Origin of the sequence: Massiliimalia massiliensis (assembly GCF_900155615.1) — a bacterium.
Classification (GTDB): Bacteria; Bacillota; Clostridia; order Oscillospirales; family Ruminococcaceae; genus Massiliimalia; species Massiliimalia massiliensis.
In genome coordinates this window covers 638,097-652,742 of the sequence record NZ_FUHT01000003.1, presented here as the reverse complement: position 1 = coordinate 652,742, position 14,646 = coordinate 638,097, and the positions used below count along the sequence as shown (strand labels likewise).

General features: G+C 47.7%; 12 protein-coding genes and 1 pseudogene. All 13 read right to left on the bottom strand.

The features are described from left to right. Positions 1-276: 276 nt before the first annotated feature. Positions 277-735: pseudogene (gene tnpA / locus CZ360_RS07175) on the bottom strand (IS200/IS605 family transposase). A 377-nt stretch (positions 736-1,112) separates the two neighbouring features. Further along, positions 1,113-1,592 carry a DUF6998 domain-containing protein gene (locus tag CZ360_RS07170; protein ID WP_077533484.1) on the bottom strand — a complete coding sequence of 160 codons (480 nt, stop codon included), beginning with the start codon at positions 1,590-1,592 and terminating at the stop codon, positions 1,113-1,115. Positions 1,593-1,611: 19 nt separating this feature from the next. Next, positions 1,612-2,556 carry a hypothetical protein gene (locus CZ360_RS07165; protein ID WP_077533483.1) on the bottom strand — a complete coding sequence of 315 codons (945 nt, stop codon included), beginning with the start codon at positions 2,554-2,556 and terminating at the stop codon, positions 1,612-1,614. Positions 2,557-2,558: 2 nt separating this feature from the next. Then, positions 2,559-3,320, bottom strand: a complete 762-nt coding sequence (locus CZ360_RS07160; RefSeq protein WP_077533482.1) for a hypothetical protein — start codon at positions 3,318-3,320, stop codon at positions 2,559-2,561. A 110-nt stretch (positions 3,321-3,430) separates the two neighbouring features. Further along, entirely contained in the window at positions 3,431-5,038 is a 1,608-nt protein-coding gene (locus CZ360_RS07155; protein ID WP_077533481.1) for a recombinase family protein, read from the bottom strand. Between the two features lie 19 nt (positions 5,039-5,057). Next, positions 5,058-6,503: a recombinase family protein gene (locus CZ360_RS07150; protein WP_077533480.1), complete on the bottom strand. Its 1,446-nt coding sequence runs from the start codon at positions 6,501-6,503 to the stop codon at positions 5,058-5,060. Between the two features lie 36 nt (positions 6,504-6,539). Continuing rightward, positions 6,540-6,851, bottom strand: coding sequence for a hypothetical protein (locus tag CZ360_RS07145; RefSeq protein WP_077533479.1), 312 nt, complete (start codon positions 6,849-6,851; stop codon positions 6,540-6,542). A 112-nt stretch (positions 6,852-6,963) separates the two neighbouring features. Then, a complete protein-coding gene (locus CZ360_RS07140) occupies positions 6,964-7,875 on the bottom strand; it encodes a phage major capsid protein (RefSeq protein WP_159438162.1) in 912 nt (303 codons plus the stop codon). 133 nt (positions 7,876-8,008) lie between these two features. Next, positions 8,009-8,212 (bottom strand): hypothetical protein, encoded by a 204-nt coding sequence (locus tag CZ360_RS07135; protein WP_077533477.1) that lies wholly within the window; start codon positions 8,210-8,212, stop codon positions 8,009-8,011. Then, the gene (locus CZ360_RS07130; RefSeq protein ID WP_077533476.1) at positions 8,209-8,484 is read right to left on the bottom strand and encodes a hypothetical protein; all 276 of its coding nucleotides are present in this window, start codon (positions 8,482-8,484) and stop codon (positions 8,209-8,211) included. The genes CZ360_RS07135 and CZ360_RS07130 overlap by 4 nt, the downstream gene beginning before the upstream one ends. Before the next feature lie 44 nt (positions 8,485-8,528). Next, positions 8,529-8,861, bottom strand: coding sequence for a hypothetical protein (locus tag CZ360_RS07125; protein WP_077533475.1), 333 nt, complete (start codon positions 8,859-8,861; stop codon positions 8,529-8,531). 819 nt (positions 8,862-9,680) lie between these two features. Then, positions 9,681-12,542, bottom strand: coding sequence for a DEAD/DEAH box helicase (locus CZ360_RS07120; protein WP_077533474.1), 2,862 nt, complete (start codon positions 12,540-12,542; stop codon positions 9,681-9,683). Further along, positions 12,539-14,638, bottom strand: coding sequence for a site-specific DNA-methyltransferase (locus CZ360_RS07115; protein WP_077533473.1), 2,100 nt, complete (start codon positions 14,636-14,638; stop codon positions 12,539-12,541). The genes CZ360_RS07120 and CZ360_RS07115 overlap by 4 nt, the downstream gene beginning before the upstream one ends. Positions 14,639-14,646: the final 8 nt, after the last annotated feature.

Genomic DNA, 14,646 nt, shown 5'->3' with positions numbered 1-14,646 from the left:
GTCTTTCGGCTCCCCCTGTCTGGCTCGAACAGACGACCTCTGCAAAAGAGCAGTATTCGCTGCGCTCATACAACTCTAAAAGATTCTTCTGCGCTGTTAACACAGCTTGAATAATCTTACGCCGCGCGGCTGTTAACCGTAAAAATCCCCCTGCACTAATCAAATAGGAAATAAATATCCGCCGGCGTAGCCGGCGGTTTTTCTTATGCGGGTATAACCCGCTGTTACTGGCAGCCATTGCAATGGCATATACGGTCTGACACTTGCAAAAAATTGTTACTTGCTACCCTTGAAAGGGTCTTCGTACTCTCTAATGGTCAACTGATCCTGAACTTTGTCTTCCTCAAGTTGGTTTTGGATATACTCTGCGATCTTTTTGGTGTTTTTTCCGGCTGTGTCTACGTAGTATCCTCGACATCAAAAAGATCGGTTGCCATGCTTGTATTTCAGATTCCCATGCCTCTCATGTATGATCAGACTGCTTTTTCCTTTGAGAAATCCCATGAAGCTTGATACACTCATCTTTGGCGGAATCTCTACCAGCATGTGAATGTGATCCGGGCATACTTCTGCTTCTATAATTGTTACCCCCTTCCATCCACACAATTCTCGCAAGATTTTCCCGATTTCCGCTCGCTTCTCTCCATAAAATATTTTTCGTCGGTACTTCGGTGCAAACACTACGTGGTATTTGCAATTCCAACTCGTATGTGCTAAACTCTTATTGTCATTCATTCCGAATGTCCTCCTTTTGGTGTTCCTTGCAGTTGCCAGACCGCAAGCTTATTCTACACCAAAAGGAGTTTTTTTGTCCTTTTCCTCGCTTAAGCTTTTTCCGCTCCACCGACACAGTCGGTGGTTGTTTCCACAATGAAAAAAGCGGAGTTCTGAGCCTGAAAAATCAGGTCGAAACTCCGCCTTTGCTCTATTTGATTCGATTTTTATTTTGGACATCCGCGGTAAATCGATTTTTGAAAAATCACCTTGAAAAGCCCGCAAACCCGCATGAATACTGAAAAAAATGGAGTGACATCTTTTTTGTCACTCCATCATGCGATGTTAGCACCAAACGGAGCATAAATACGGGGTGCTTGCACCAAAAGTATTCTATATCACCGCAGGCAATCTGTGATATTCTTGGTATTTTTGTCAGTCAGCACCGCGCCTTTGGCGATCAGGATGTAACCGTTTTGATGCTTGTTATAACGAGCGTAGGGTTTTACCGTATCGTGAGGCAGCATATATGCCTCTTTGATGCCAAAATGCTTATCGAATATCACAACGATCAGATAGTCGAATTGGTTGTCATCGTAGTTTCTGATTACATTCAACTCTCGGCTTTGTACCGATGCAGCACCGCGCTCCCACCGGCTTTTGACCTGATAGCGCGAACCTGTTTTTGGATCATATGCATCATAACCCTTTTGCGAATTATGCTCTAACACAAACCCAAGCTTCTCCGCAACCAGCCACTCTGCGTAATCGCCAACAGGGCTGTTGTATGTACGCACCACATTTCGGCTGTTCAGCTCTGCCAGTATTTCTGCGTACATGTTCATTAGCTCGATAGAGCTTTTACTTCTAATATCCATATTTGTAACCTTTAATCACTTATTGAATAGGAGTGCTTTCTGCAATGAACGGGTGTACATCAAGACGTTCTGCAGTGGAGAGTATTTCAGCGCGCTGTCCACGGATTATTGCCAGCACAGGCGGTATATTGTGGCACTGATTATCTGCCACCAGCCATCTGTCATGCCATTTGAAAGTGGTGTTGTCAATTGCTCTCCAGTTCAATGCAATCTGCCGTTTTGATAATTCCGCCTGAAGATTGAGGTAATCGGTCTTTGCGCTTGCTGTAATATTATCCGTTCCGGAAATAATGGTAACTGATGTTACGCCCTGATAAGGGAGACCATCAATCAGTATTTCAAAGCCTTCTTTGCGAAAATGCTTGTCTACCCAGTAGATATCTCCACGGCAAGCGCGGATAACTTTACGCATATTGTAAACGTTACTAAACGGCGTATCTGGACAAACAAAATACTGTTTCACAGGATCTGCAAAATCGCCTGACATTTTAACTGTGAACAACTTGTTTTTCTTATCATACACAACAATGCCGTACTTGTTTAGCAGACTGAGAAGTGCTACTGTGCCAGAATAGTCTACTTCTTTGGAGCCTACGCCATGATAATTTAACAAAACCCGAAGTTGTTCTACACCGATCTTGGCACGGCCATAAAAGGACTGGCAAAGTAGATTCACAACAGGGTTTTTCAGCAAGATCTGTGCAATCAGTTCCGTGATAGCTACTTCGTCTGGGAATACAAAAAGGAGCTCAAAAAGACGTTTTCCCTCATCCGACAAAGCATAGCTTTCCTGTTGCAACAATCCCGCCTGATCTAAAAAGGCAAACGTGGATTCGCGGGATGCGAAACAATCCTCCGATTTAAAAGCACAGCAATCCCGCGCGGTTCCTACATCGTAGATAACCGCGCGGATATCTTTGTCGGTTACAGTGAAAAGATAGTCGTGATTATATGTTTCAGGCATTTTCACTCAACCTTATATACGCGTTTGAACATTAGCGAAATCATGTCTCTGACATACTCCGCATCTTCCTTAGTTGCATCTATAGGCATGTAAAGCATGGCTCTGCGCTTGTCTCCAAAGGAGATATTTAACGGAGCAGCGAACTCATCCTTTTCAGATGCTGGTAGAACATCAAAAACAGCGTTCTGGTTATTATCATCAGGAACATCATCATTATTGGTGGTAACTTGAGCAGGTTTTTCTTCTGCTGCCTTGACATCCAAACACAGAACACCATTCTGAACGATTCCGAGCTCAGTTGTAGTATCAATAAATTTCTGTGCTGCGCTTTTGGCTGCAGCAGGCATGATCTGGTGATAGTTCACCAAAAGATTTTCAAGCGTTCCAACGGATGGTAGCGATTTCCCAACAAAGTCAGGGATAAGCTCTGCATACAGCTTCGGGGCAGAAAAGCATTCGATTTTCAGCGCTTTCAGCGCAGCTTCAGATTCCGTTGGACGCACCAACCGATAAGCGGGTTCCAACAATGTAAAAGTCAAACCAGTAGATGTAGAAATCAACCCAAACTGCTTAGCGGAGCTGATGGTATATCGAAACGATTTAGTGCTGGAGCTAACTCCGCACTCTTTGGCGGCCACATCATATGATATGGGCTTACTTACGGGATAGTCTTTAAACTTCTTGACAAAATCGATGGCTTGATCCAAGGTGACTGCGGGGTATTCTTTACTTTTGGGTCTCGTTTTCTTTACTTCGGCACTCATAGTGTGGCCTCCTTTCTGTTTGATAATAGTGTAACACAGACTAAAATATTTGTCAATAGGACTAATAAAAAAGTTGCCAAAGCTTGCTTGCTAGTCGATACTATGGCGTATCAAGTGAGTACATAGGCGAAATCTATCGTGCCGCCAACCCGCAGGTGAATTTCCATTCTGTCATCATACACGATGATCCTCTCCACCAGTGAGCGCATGATGATCGCGTCATCCGTGCTGAGTGCACTGCCGCTCTGGATCTGTTCCTTGAGATTGTCCAGCCAGTATTTTGCTTCTGCGTAGCGGTTTGCGGTAGCTTTGAGTTCCTTCTGCCGCTCCTGTAGCCCGGCCATTCGCTGGCTGTAGGTGAGCACCTTGAGGTCATAGTCGGTGTCCGTAATTGCTCCCTGCTGCTTTGCCTTGTGCAGAGCAAGGACAGCTTCCTGTATTTCTATGATCTCCCGCTGCACCGCATCCAACTCTTGGTGACTGTCCTGTGCCATGACGATACCGCAGCTTTCCTGTATTACATCGATGATCTCTCCGGCATCACCTATAATGGATCCCAATGCAGCCCTGTATGTCCGTTCCAGTACATCCTCGTTGATATGGTGGCTGTCGCATACGGCGCGGCCGTTGCTGATCCGATTGGTGCAGCCCCATGCGGGCACTTTTTTCTTGCCCACGGTACACACATGCCTGCGGAGCCTGTGACCACAGATACCACATATCAGTAGTCCGCTGAATGGATATTTGCTGGTGTAGCGGCTGCTGCCTACGGCGGTATCCTTTTCCTCTTTGCGGCGCTGCATCTCTGACTGTGCCATTTCAAACATCTCCTGCGGTATGATCGCCGGATGGGTGTTCTCTGCATAGTACATGGGCGACTGGCCGGTGTTTTTCATGCGCTTCTTGGACAGCACATCCGGCTTATATGTCTTTCCGAGGATGGCGTTTCCAGTGTATTTCTCATTTTTGAGAATTCCCAGCACCGCATTTGGGCGCCACTGAGTGCTACCTCTTTTGGTTGTGATACCGTCAGCCTCCAGCCCACGGCATATCTGTGGTACTGTAATTCCGGCAAGGTATTCACCGTAGATGCGTCTCACAACCGCAGCTTCCGCTTCATCTATGGCATAACTGCCGTCGGCAGCTTTCTTGTAACCCAGCACCATGCCGGTATTTAGTATGACCTCACCGTTTTGGAACTTCTTCTGGTAGCTCCATTTGATGTTGGTGGACATGATGCGCGATTCCTGCTCTGCCATGGCCGCGAGAATTGTCAGCAGCACCTCGCCGCCGGTCGTCATGGTATCAATGTTCTCATTTTCAAAGTATACGCTGATGCCGAGGTCTTTGAGCTCTCGGATATAATTCAACGCGTCTACCGTATTTCTGGCGAAGCGGCTGATTGACTTAACCAGCACCTTGTTGATTTTTCCGGCGCGGCAGTCCTGTATCATCCGCATAAAGTCTGGCCGCTTTTCGGCGCGAGTGCCGGTTATGCCGGGATCTGCATAGATGCCGCCGAATTTCCATTCCCGTTTGGATTTGATCAGATTGGTGTAGTGGGCGACCTGTCGCTCAAAGCTATCTTCCTGTTCTTCCTTTTCCGTTGAGACACGAGCGTAGGCGACTACCACTGTCTCCGGCGGCCTGTATTGCCCTGTGGTGAATAACACCGGCGATGGGATTCTGCGTACCACCCTTCCTGCTGCCTGTGCCATATCACACCTCCTTCTTGTTCTAGCCTGGTTTGTTGCCCGGCTGGCCGTTTGTATATTCCTTGGTGATCTCTACACCGTTATAGAAGCGGAAGGTCACCGTATTTCTATGTATGATAATCCTCTTTAGAAAGAGGGGAATTTTCCTTTCATCAAAATCAGTCATAATGGTAAATTCGCGTTCTGAGACTGTGTTGCGTTGTAATTCTTGTATCTGCTCTTGTAATTCTCGTATCTTTGTCTTTATGATTCGCTGCTCTATGCGGAAATCCTTTTCGGATATCAGCCTGCCCAGCATTAAGGTGGCAAGCTCCTGCTCCTGTTTCTGTAGTGTTTTGATTTCGCCTCGCAATTTTGCAACCGCATCACCCTGCGGCCGCTGGGTGACGAATTCGTTGTACACCTCTATGAATTTCCTCCGTAGGACAGTATCCTTAATGCGGGTCGATTCACAGGATGCTTTTCCTTCACGTTCCTGTCGGGCGCAGACCCAAATATCGTTGCGCCATTTCTTCCCGGGATTATTCACTTTGTGGCGGAAGCCGCTGCCGCAGCAGCCGCATGTAATCATCCCTGTGAAGGGGTAGCTGGGATGTGCTTGCTTCACCAGTTTCGGATTTGCGCGGCGCTGGCGCTGCTCCTGCGCTCGGTAGAAGGTTTCTTTGCTGACAATCGCTTCATGGGCATCTTCGATGTAGAAGCGTTCTCCGTACTGACCATCCATGTTGTCGCATTTCCTGCCAACGATATTAACGCTTTTGCCCATCATGGCATCGCCCATATATTTCTCATTGGAGATTAGTTTCAGAATCGTGTTGGGACGCCATGGGTTTCCTTTGCTATTTTGGATTCCGGCTTTGTTGAGTGTATCAGCGATGGGAGGGCATCCGCAGCCGGATAGGTACATATCGTAGATCCATCGCACCACCTCTGCTTCCTCCGGCACGATCGTAAGGTGGTTATCTCCGGTCATACGATAGCCGTACATGCCGCTGCCGATGGAATACCAACCGTTTTCAAACCGCCGCTGAAACGACCATTTCTGCCGTTGAGAATCCACTTCCAGATCGTTTTCTGCGATACTGGCCGCTATGGTCAAGAACAGCTCGCTGGTAGGCTGCAGGGTGCTGATTTGCTCTTTTTCGAATATGACCTCGATTCCCATATCCCGCAGCTCCCGTACCGCCTGCAGCAGTTCTACGGTGTTTCTGGCGAAGCGGGAGACGGATTTTGTATGTATTACATCAAAGCGGTCTGCTCTGGCATCCTGCATCATGGCAAGGAACTGTGGCCGCCGGTTCATGCTGCAGCCGCTAATGCCTCTATCCGCGTAGATTGTAACCAACTCACAATCTGGATCCTCCGCAAATTTGTTGCGCCAGTATGCCTCTTGGAATTCGTAGCTGTGGAGCTGCGCCTTGCTCGCAGAGGACACACGCACATAGGCCACAACTCGTTTTTCCTTCATCGCTGTCACCTTCTTCCCGTGTTATTTGCGATATGCTTATATCTCGAATCCTGCCCAGCGGACAATCTCCCGAATAGCGTTGAAGTCTCTTTTGGGGCTGGTATAGTCCCGGATGAACTTGGGATCCTGCCGACCATTCCACTTGACTACAACCAGCGGGTATCCGTAGCTCAGCAGGATCCGTACTTCCAACGTGTCCTCCTGCTCACCACGCCACGCTACCTGTACTGTTCGTTTCCACACTCTGTGGTAGATGGGATTGCCGGTATCGCTGGTGTATCCTGCGATGGCGAACCCGTTTTCTTCGGTCAACTTATCAAAGTCTTTCTGTGCTTTCTCTGTGGTCATAATCATTGCCTCCTGTGTTTTGGGTAGGACAATGAAACCAGAAAGGGAGAGGAAAGTCCAGCGCAAGCGCCAATTGTTAGCAAAGAGTTAGCAATTGCGCTGGACAGCCGGTTTACCCGGTAATCTCCAGCGCCCGGATTGCTTCTGGGCGAATGAGCTTGGCATCAATGGTCTCATAGCCTACATAGCCAATCTGCTGCTGCGGCATCAGCACTTCGGTGAGAGGCCGCATAGCAAACGGCATCCGATCTGCAATCCAAAAGTAGCTGAAATCGCCAAATGCGATGGGTCTTGTACCTGCTCCGGCTGTTTCGGAAGGCATATAGTCAGAGATGTGCACCGGCTTGCTGAGAATGCTGTTGTCGCTGTGGTTCCAGAGGTAGTTTCCGCTGGCATCTTTTAATGTGCGCAGCTTCAACGCGGTTTCATTATTCATCACCAAAACACCATTGCGACGGTACTCTGCATCTAGTGAGAAGAACAGGCGGATTACATCGTCATAGGTGATGTCCGCAGTGGTATGTCCTACCAGCGCATCATTCAAGAATCCGCTGATCGTATTGACACCATCGCCGTTAATGCAGGCGGTTTCTTCGGCTCGACCAATGCTTTTTGCAAATTCTCCCGTCACATGTGCTTCGATGTCGAAATCGGCATCTCCGGCAAAATCCTCGGATAGATGGGTGGCGCAGCCGAGCGTATGACTGTGCAGCGTGTGCGTAGCATGGGTCTCCACATTCGTGAAGAAAGCCGGGTTCTTTTCACTCAGCCAAGTGATTTCCGGCTCGTTGTCAAATGCCCAGATGGTAAAATCATGGGTGGGTGCGTTCACCACGGTGCCAATGCGCCGGAACAGATTTTCTTTCTGACGCAGGGCAGTGAACTTCTTGTTGGATTCGTAGGGCAGACGATAGCTGCCGTTCTGCTTGCTGCGGGTCGCTTCCAGCGCCGCGCTGGGTGCTCTGCGAGTCTTACTTCTGATGGCATTCCAGAACTCACGGTTATATTCGGTGGTATGATACATATTGATTTCCTCCAACTATTTGAAAACTTGATTTATGGGGCTATACCCCTTCTTGATTTCCCGATTTTTCGCGTGTGACCCCACGCCCGTCTCGGGAATAAAACCTGTGGAGATTTGACTCCCCCTACCCCTATTAGGAGACAGGCTTGAACTGGCGCTGCTTGCAATACTCATCCACATCCTGCTGATCGTGCATATGGATATTCATGGTTCCGTCTTTTACGGTGTAGCAGATCTTCTTTGTAACAACGATCTCTTTTCCGTCGCTATTTTGGAAGCGCTGCTTGCCGAAAGTGACAGTGCTGCTCCTGCCTAATAGCTTGTCTATTAGCTTCATCCCCGATCTCCTTTCCCGGTCAGCTTGAAGCCGCACTTCTTGCAGTGTTCGATGGCGTCTTTGTAGGTACTAAAGAATACAGTGCTGGTACCGTTATGGATACACCACGGCATGGGTGTCAGTACGTTGCTTCGACTGAGAATCACCGGCGCTCCGTCAACCGCCATGTACATGGCCATGGATTCCTTCTGATCGTCACCAAAGTCTGCCGGATCCGGCATCTTCATAGGCACCCGGCCATCCTTTGTGCCGTAAAATTTGTAGTTTTTCATTTCACATCTCCTTGTATGTTCATTTGTGTAGCTGCTGTAGCAGGTTATATATTTCTTTTCTTAAAAGATTCGTTTTTGAAACCACCTATATTTGCTGCTACATCTGCTACAATGGGTTTGTTGCTGCTGTTGCATCCTGCCTCCGTTGTTTTTCCTGCGGCAGCCTCCTGTTCGAGGACTCCGCGTTTTCTTCTCCTGCCTATGCTCGGGTGGTAACCGTCTTGGCATAGTTGCGATCGAGTATTTGTGGCGAGCGGATGTATTTTATTTTCAAGGTACAAAAAAGAGCAACGATACACTGCGCCCTTGAAGCGTTGTATCATTGCTCTTTGAATTCTGTTATATTGTTTTTTGAACTTTGTATCTTTGAAAGGCATCTTCCAGCCTTGAATGTCTTTTGACTCTTGTATTATAGCATAGCCAAACATATGTGTCAATAGTGCAGGTGCAAAATATTGCGATTATTTTTGATGTTTTATTTCATCAAGCACAAAATATTGTATTTTATCGTTTTGGCCGCTGCTGCTTCACCCCCTATACATCCCCATAAAAGCCATCGCCCGAAAGGGCGTAAAAAATTTACTGAGGACTGACTATTACTGATTCTTTTTTATAAAAAATCGCGTATGAAAGATATATAGAAAAGTTTACCGGATTTCGCATCAAACTGACTCAGCCTGTTTTCCCCGCTAACTCCTTTCACAAAAGACCATAGCCCTGAAGGGCAAAAAAGTGCCCTATTACTGGGATACTGTTCTTTACTGGTTCTTTTTCTAAGAAAGTCGCGTATAAGAAAAAATTACGGGAAATCGACACAGCAAACCGCAGAAGCCCAGTCTCCTTCTGCGGAGAACTGTTATAAAAGCCAATGGCTATTATTTATATAATCCTGTGAAGTTGTGAATATATGTGAATGATTTTCTTATAAAGTCTCATATGAGAGAATAATAAGAAAAGTTATCTGAATTTGCTTCCAGGTCGTTCACTTCTTCACATCGTCCTGCTGCTTATAAAGCCAGCTCTCGAATGGGAAACGCGAGAGGAAAAACTGAACCTACTGAGTTTACTGAATTATTTTCTTAAAAAGTCGCGTATGAAAAAATTATAGAAAAGGTTACGGGAATTTGCTTCAACACAATTCAGTCCTTCAGTAATGGCAAACCGGCAGATGGATCGCTCCACCTGCCGGTATCGTTTTATTCAAATGTTCCGTCAGTATCGAAGATATGATCCAGCTCATCGCTGCTCACTGCGCGAAGCACCTTCTCACGCACTGTCAAGTCGGTCAAATCCAACCGTCTGAAACGGCTGGTTCCACCTGCGTCGGTACTCTTATGAATGAGCTGTACTCTCCCAATGCGATCCTCCCGCTTTGCGTATTCCGCCAGCGCTTTTGCCTTTGGCAGATTATCCGCATATTGGTTACCATGGGGCTCCAGAATGTCGACGATGTAATCCAACGCCGGATCGCTGCGAACGATCAGGAAGTCCGGATAGAAGGATTTCTTTTCGCCACCAATGTCGTAGGGCAGGCAAAGTGCCCACGATGCTCTGGCCGGATTGCGCAGCCAGCATACAAAATCTGCTCTGTGGGATTCTTCCTCGATGAGGGATGCCTCCCAGCCGTTGAGCTTAATTTTTGCAATTCCAGTGGTCTCCGAGGCCAGCAGATGGTTTTCGTATTCGGTGCCATCAGGATCCTCACGGACGCTGATATTTTCTGGAATACCGAAAATCTGCTCACTGACAATATCGCTGTCTGCAAGGATATCGTGATACTTTTTCTTGCAGGCGTCGGATTTGTTGACCACCTTGAGGCGATATTTTCTGGCAAATTCATGCAGCTTTTTCTTAGCGTATTCACCCAGCTTTGCTCTGCAGCTGTCGTCTGCAGCAAACAGGATGCAGTCGATCTTATAGCTGCTGGGATCATCGTCATCAAAGTAGCGGCCACCGTAAATGTTGGGGAAGCCGTATCTGCCCAGCCTTGCATCTGCGTTGCGAAGCTGTCTGTCCAGATCGGTTTCCGACATCAAGGTCAGGTCATCAAAATAACCCTCCTGCAGTGCCTTACCAAACGGATCATATACCTGTACCGCCAACTTAAACTGCAGCACCTGCTGAGCAAGCGCATCGTATTTACCGGTACGATGCAGTTCTTCCACATAGCCGCGCATTAAGCCGATTACATCGTCAATCACTTCATCCCGGGCACCAATGTGAATGACATTGTGGGTAAGCAGGTCTGCCAGATCCAGCAGGGATTTCAAATAATCGTTAATCCGATCCTGTCGGACAAGGTATGTCACATAGCCCTGCGCATTGATAAAATCAATAATCTCCACGCGGTCAATCTCGGTGGTGATCGAAAGCTGCTTTCCTGCCGGGGTGGGAACAAATGGCGATGCGGGCTGTGTGCCGCTGGAAGCTGGTACCGTAACCGTTCTCGGCGGAACGTATTCCGGCGCGCCGGTACCGGGATTCATTGTGTTGACAGGCGTCTGTGTTGCTCCTGCGGGCTGCTCCGTAGTGCTGCTGCCGGAAACTGGGGTGTAAGTTGCCGCGCTGCCGCCCGGATTATCAAACATGCTGATCTGGTTGGGATCCGGTGTTACCTGATGCGTTCTGCGCGGTGTATGCACCGTCCACGTTGTCCAAGTAGGTTCCTCCAGCGATTCGCCGTTGATCTCGGTGGGAATGTCGCCACCTTCGCTGGCCTGCAGTTCCTCAACCACCTTTTTGACGGTGTCCCGATTGAAGTGGGGCAGGTACAGCTTAACATCATTCAAGAATTCATCGCGCTGTACGCGCATCTGCAACGGTGTGCGCACCATTCTGCCCAGGAGCTGGGCGATATAGGTGGGATCCTGCCGGACTGCAAAGGACATCATAGTCTCTGCTCTAGGGCAGTCCCAGCCGGTAGACAGTGCTTCCTTGAAGAAAACGACTTTGATTCTATGATCGTCGGCAATTTCCGAGGCTTTGACATGAGGAATATTCAGACCGTTGATTTCCAACTGAGTTCCTTCACCGAAGCAGTGAACAACCTCTCCTGCCTTGAAATGCACACCAGCCTTTTCTTCGATCTTGGCCAGCACATCTTCCAGATTCGTATCCGACAGCTTGCTGCCGATGCCCTGACAAACCTGCACCACCAGCACAGGATCCACATTGGCATAATGCTGCTCGGTGGTGTACTGATACCACCGTCTGCACTTTTTCAGCCATTCCTCCACGGCGGCTTCCAACAGTGCCATGTCGTTATGCTTTTCGGGATCCTCAGGATAGGTGATCACAATGCGGTCTTTCAGCAGGCCGGAATTTCGTACATCATCGGCGGTGATAATGCAGGTTTGCTGACCTACATTCGGTATGTTCCGAACCAAGGTGTTGAAGCGTTCTGCTGTTGCGCTGATACCGAGAATCACCGGCATGGAACGCATCTTGCGCCGGATGCCATTCTCGGTATATTCATAACCCTTGATGAAGCGCTGCATGATGGTGGTGTCCTTGCCCGCCTCGCGGATGTTTTTCGCGCCACGGTGTGCCTCATCAATGATGAAATACAGGTGATCGCCCTTGTTAGCAATGGTATTGTCGATGGTTTCCCAGATGGTATACTGCCGATCATCGGAATGCTGGGTCAGCTTACCGTTGCGGCTGATTTTCTGAGTGTTCAGGAAATAAATGTGACCATCCTCCAGCATTTCCATGTCGAAGGATTCCTCTGCGATGGTCACGCACTGGCCATACCGCAGTTTGCTGGTTTTCAGCTCGATCTTCTGCCGGGACTGGGCATTCAGCTCCGGGGAGTCCGACAACCATACAAAGATGGCCTCCGGCTGCTCATCGAAGGTGGTACCGTCTGCCAGCGTGGATCCGAAGTAGATATCCTCGATCAGTGCGGCGGCGATGATGGTTTTGCCTGCGCCGGTGGGCGCCTGCAAAGAAACCACCTGCGTTTTCCCTCTGCGGCAATAGCTGTCCAGCGCATCGGCCATGTCCACACGCAGTTCTTTGACAGCCTTATCCTGAAAAGCTATTAAGTTTACTTTCATCTGCTGTTCCTCCCTGCGTTGATTCTAAAGTTGTCCAGATAATCCCGATACAACTGGTAGGTCTTTTTGCCCTCCAGCGCCTGCGTCATAGCAACATAGCTGGATTCGTAATCGGTGACGAGGTACACAACCTCAATTTCAGGGTGCTGGGCAAGCTGATCTGCAAACTCACCGAAGCGGTTTTCTTCGGTGAGGATCGCCATTTTGTTCTCCGGCAGAATCAGCATATCCGGCACACTTGCATCGATAACCGGGCATTTGCCAATGGCACCTGCCTTCATCCACAAGGTGGACAGCAACTCCTTGAACTGCATGCCCAACGACACCTTGGTTTTATCAAGGAAACCCAACTTGAAGAATGCTGCGTTGGCTGCAAATCCATCTGCCATTGAGAAATCACTACCAACATACTGCCCTTTTAGAGGATTACCCTGGATATCGTGGCCTTCGATACTGCACACCGTCCGGGGCCATGTAATATAGCGAGCAATGCCCAAATCAACCCATTCTTTATCATCAGGACAATAACCTTGAGCATACAACTTTTTGGCTTCATTAGCCGATACTTCATTATTGGTAATCATAACGCACCGACGATGTCCACTATCTTTTTTATTCATCAAATTAACAGCATGAAGAGTCGTTCCAGAGCCAGCAAAGAAGTCAACAATAAGCGCATTTTTCTTATTTGCAAGAAAAATATCCAACGTATCTTCCACCGCATACAGCGATTTTGGATATGAGAATTCTCTGTTGAGCAGTATATTTTTGATTATACCTGTTCCGAAATTTTTCGCGTCATGTGAGGAAAAACTCCACTGAGTAGTAGGAAATGACTTTTTCTCTTCTACATAATAGGCTTTTACGCTACCATCGCTTGCTTGAGATCTAACTGTTGCTCGTCCTTCTTCAATATCAGCAATTGTGCCAGTCGTCAAATATGATAAAACAAACTTTTGTGGCTTGTTAGGAGTATATTTTCCTACTCTCACATAACCCTTTTCTAGTCTTCTTTTTAGCTCATCGCCCGTTAATCCCCAATTCATTTCTATTCCATTATCTCGAATAGGAAAAACTGGTATAGCGCCGTCAATAACTGGTACTTTGTGCAAATCCTCATCCGGGGATAAATACTTGCCAATATGTACTATTTTCCCTGAAACTATGTCTACATATATGGGATAAAACTGCATTGTCCCGCCTTTGGTTGTACCACGTTTTGAAGCCAAATCACTTCGTTTTAAAGGTTCCCAGTGGACTTCTGCATCTTTTGCCGTGGATTTTGTAGCTATTACTTTTTCTATTTGGCAATTTCCCAACATAACCATGAAAATATATTCATTGGTACGTGCAAACTCATTTGCATGACTGTTTCCAGTAGGATTGATTATGCTACTGATCATCTGGATTCTTGCGTCCGAAAACATCTCTTCCAGCAAACAGCCAAGATGTAGATATTCTTTTTCATCAATAGTGATGATCAGTACAGAATCGTTGGGATTCAGCAATTTTTTGGCAATCTCCAACCGTTTCTTTATGAAGGAAAGCCATTTACTATGACGATATTCATCGTTGCTGTCGACGTAGTCGTTGTTATATTTCCAATCCCGGGCGCCGGTATTGTAAGGCGGGTCGATGTAGATACAATCCACCTTGCCTGCGTACAAATATTCCAAAAGCTGTAGGGCATGGTAGTTATCCGCTTCGATGAGTGTATGCCACAGATCGCTGTCCGGCGCATTGCACACCTCACCCAGCGGCTGCAGACAGGGATAGATAGGCTCACCAAATTCTGCAGTCACTACCAGATCCGCCACCGGCAGCTCCACAGCCTCTTTGCCATCCTTTGGCATACAGATGGCTGTATCGCCGTTGATCTTCAGCACCATATAGGTTTCGCTGACCTTGCCATTTTTCAGAGAGACCCGCTTACCCTTCCGGACAGGAACATCGTACAGGGGAGTGCACTCCGGCAGATGCTCCTCGAACACGAGGCCGAATTTCTTCTGCTTCAACGCCTGATTTGCAGCTTCCTCAATCTGCGCCCGCAGCTCCGGATTTTCTATTTTCGCAATCAAATCACTTAGTCTTGACATATCTATTC

What these genes read in the sequence shown, in the direction of transcription:
- CZ360_RS07170 (WP_077533484.1), bottom strand. Translation starts at nt 1,592, where the DNA reads ATGGATATTAGAAGTAAAAGCTCTATCGAGCTAATGAACATGTACGCA.
- CZ360_RS07165 (WP_077533483.1), bottom strand. Translation starts at nt 2,556, where the DNA reads ATGCCTGAAACATATAATCACGACTATCTTTTCACTGTAACCGACAAA.
- CZ360_RS07160 (WP_077533482.1), bottom strand. Translation starts at nt 3,320, where the DNA reads ATGAGTGCCGAAGTAAAGAAAACGAGACCCAAAAGTAAAGAATACCCC.
- CZ360_RS07155 (WP_077533481.1), bottom strand. Translation starts at nt 5,038, where the DNA reads ATGGCACAGGCAGCAGGAAGGGTGGTACGCAGAATCCCATCGCCGGTG.
- CZ360_RS07150 (WP_077533480.1), bottom strand. Translation starts at nt 6,503, where the DNA reads ATGAAGGAAAAACGAGTTGTGGCCTATGTGCGTGTGTCCTCTGCGAGC.
- CZ360_RS07145 (WP_077533479.1), bottom strand. Translation starts at nt 6,851, where the DNA reads ATGACCACAGAGAAAGCACAGAAAGACTTTGATAAGTTGACCGAAGAA.
- CZ360_RS07140 (WP_159438162.1), bottom strand. Translation starts at nt 7,875, where the DNA reads ATGTATCATACCACCGAATATAACCGTGAGTTCTGGAATGCCATCAGA.
- CZ360_RS07135 (WP_077533477.1), bottom strand. Translation starts at nt 8,212, where the DNA reads ATGAAGCTAATAGACAAGCTATTAGGCAGGAGCAGCACTGTCACTTTC.
- CZ360_RS07130 (WP_077533476.1), bottom strand. Translation starts at nt 8,484, where the DNA reads ATGAAAAACTACAAATTTTACGGCACAAAGGATGGCCGGGTGCCTATG.
- CZ360_RS07125 (WP_077533475.1), bottom strand. Translation starts at nt 8,861, where the DNA reads ATGCCTTTCAAAGATACAAAGTTCAAAAAACAATATAACAGAATTCAA.
- CZ360_RS07120 (WP_077533474.1), bottom strand. Translation starts at nt 12,542, where the DNA reads ATGAAAGTAAACTTAATAGCTTTTCAGGATAAGGCTGTCAAAGAACTG.
- CZ360_RS07115 (WP_077533473.1), bottom strand. Translation starts at nt 14,638, where the DNA reads ATGTCAAGACTAAGTGATTTGATTGCGAAAATAGAAAATCCGGAGCTG.